General features: G+C 53.7%; 2 tRNA genes and 3 rRNA genes. All 5 read right to left on the bottom strand.

Features of this window, described 5'->3' with window-relative positions:
- A 23S ribosomal RNA gene (locus AC58P5_RS27880) occupies window positions 1-804 on the bottom strand; the annotation flags it as partial.
- A 196-nt stretch (window positions 805-1000) separates the two neighbouring features.
- Window positions 1001-1076 (bottom strand) — tRNA-Ala (locus AC58P5_RS27885).
- A 31-nt stretch (window positions 1077-1107) separates the two neighbouring features.
- Window positions 1108-1184, bottom strand: a tRNA-Ile gene (locus AC58P5_RS27890).
- A gap of 91 nt (window positions 1185-1275) precedes the next feature.
- Window positions 1276-1392: ribosomal RNA gene (gene rrf, locus AC58P5_RS27895) — 5S ribosomal RNA — on the bottom strand.
- Window positions 1393-1539: 147 nt separating this feature from the next.
- Window positions 1540-1944: ribosomal RNA gene (locus tag AC58P5_RS27900) — 16S ribosomal RNA — on the bottom strand; the annotation flags it as partial.

Here is a 1944-nt window from a genome sequence, read left to right on the forward strand (position 1 = left end):
CTCATCCCCGAATTTTTCAACATTCGTGGGTTCGGGCCTCCAGTGCGTGTTACCGCACCTTCACCCTGGACAGGGGTAGATCACACGGTTTCGGGTCTACGCCTGCATACTCATTCGCCCTATTCAGACTCGCTTTCGCTGCGGCTCCGCCTTTTCAGCTTAACCTCGCATGCAAACGTAACTCGCCGGTTCATTCTACAAAAGGCACGCCATCACCCATTAACGGGCTCTGACTTCTTGTAGGCACACGGTTTCAGGTTCTATTTCACTCCCCTCCCGGGGTGCTTTTCACCTTTCCCTCACGGTACTGCTTCACTATCGGTCGCTAGGGAGTATTTAGCCTTGGCAGATGGTCCTGCCGGATTCCGACGGGGTTTCACGTGTCCCGCCGTACTCGGGGTGGGTCTAGGCATACGTTCACTTTCGGCTACAGGGCTGTTACCTTTTCCAGCGGACCTTTCCAGATCGCTTCACCTAATGAACTTTTGCCATATCGACGCCCCACAACCCCAGAGAGCAAGCCCTCTGGTTTGGGCTAATCCGCGTTCGCTCGCCGCTACTGACGGAATCACTATTGTTTTCTTTTCCTCCAGGTACTTAGATGTTTCAGTTCCCTGGGTGTGCCTCCAATGCAGCTATGAATTCACTGCATGGTAACTGCGCATTACCACAGCTGGGTTCCCCCATTCGGACATCCCCGGATCAAAGCCTGCTTACGGCTCCCCGAGGCATTTCGTCGTTCGCCACGTCCTTCTTCGGCTCCTAGCGCCTAGGCATCCTCCGTGTGCCCTTATTAGCTTGACCTCTCATCAATGGAACATTGATGAATGCATCAAACCTCAAGGTTTTGGATGATTCTAGTTACATGTTTCGCTATCTAGTTTTCAAGGATCAACTCGCTTCGTTACCGCTCAAAGCGGCAAGAAGTATCTTACCACATCACGCTTCTTCAGAGCAACCCGTAATTTACTGGAAATTACGACGGTTTTGAAGAAGGTTTTGGTGGAGCCAAGCGGGATCGAACCGCTGACCTCCTGCTTGCAAGGCAGGCGCTCTCCCAGCTGAGCTATGGCCCCAAAAATGTGTCCTTATGTGGTTGTCAGGAAATGGTGGGCCCTAGTGGACTCGAACCACCGACCTCACCCTTATCAGGGGTGCGCTCTAACCAGCTGAGCTAAGGGCCCGTATAGCGTGAGTTCTCACTCACTTTGGTCTTGCGTGCCAGCAAGCAACTGCCTGCTCTTTTCGCAAAATAAAAACCCACAAAGTGGGTTCGCTTGGCAACGTCCTACTCTCCCAGGACCCTTCGGTCCAAGTACCATCGGCGCTGGAAGGCTTAACGGTCGTGTTCGGGATGGGTACGCGTGGTTCCCTTCCGCCATCGTCACCAAACGAATTGCACGGTTTCCAGAGTCGCCAAACTCCGGAAAGGTTTGTAGCTTGAAAGGTTCTTGCCCTTTCAAAACTGACAACGAGTGATTGAAGGTTGAAGGCAATGCCTTCTTGACTGGGTCCGTTTCAGGACCCGAGTCTCCATAGAAAGGAGGTGATCCAGCCGCACCTTCCGATACGGCTACCTTGTTACGACTTCACCCCAATCATCTACCCCACCTTCGGCGGCTGGCCCCTTGCGGTTACCTCACCGACTTCGGGTGTTGTAAACTCTCGTGGTGTGACGGGCGGTGTGTACAAGACCCGGGAACGTATTCACCGCGGCATGCTGATCCGCGATTACTAGCAATTCCGACTTCATGCAGGCGAGTTGCAGCCTGCAATCCGAACTGAGACCGGCTTTTCTAGGATTGGCTCCGGATCGCTCCTTCGCTTCCCGTTGTACCGGCCATTGTAGTACGTGTGTAGCCCAGGTCATAAGGGGCATGATGATTTGACGTCATCCCCGCCTTCCTCCGGTTTGTCACCGGCAGTCAACTTAGAGTGCCCAGC

The sequence above is a fragment of the Paenibacillus sp. JT31N7 genome (assembly GCF_059692095.1).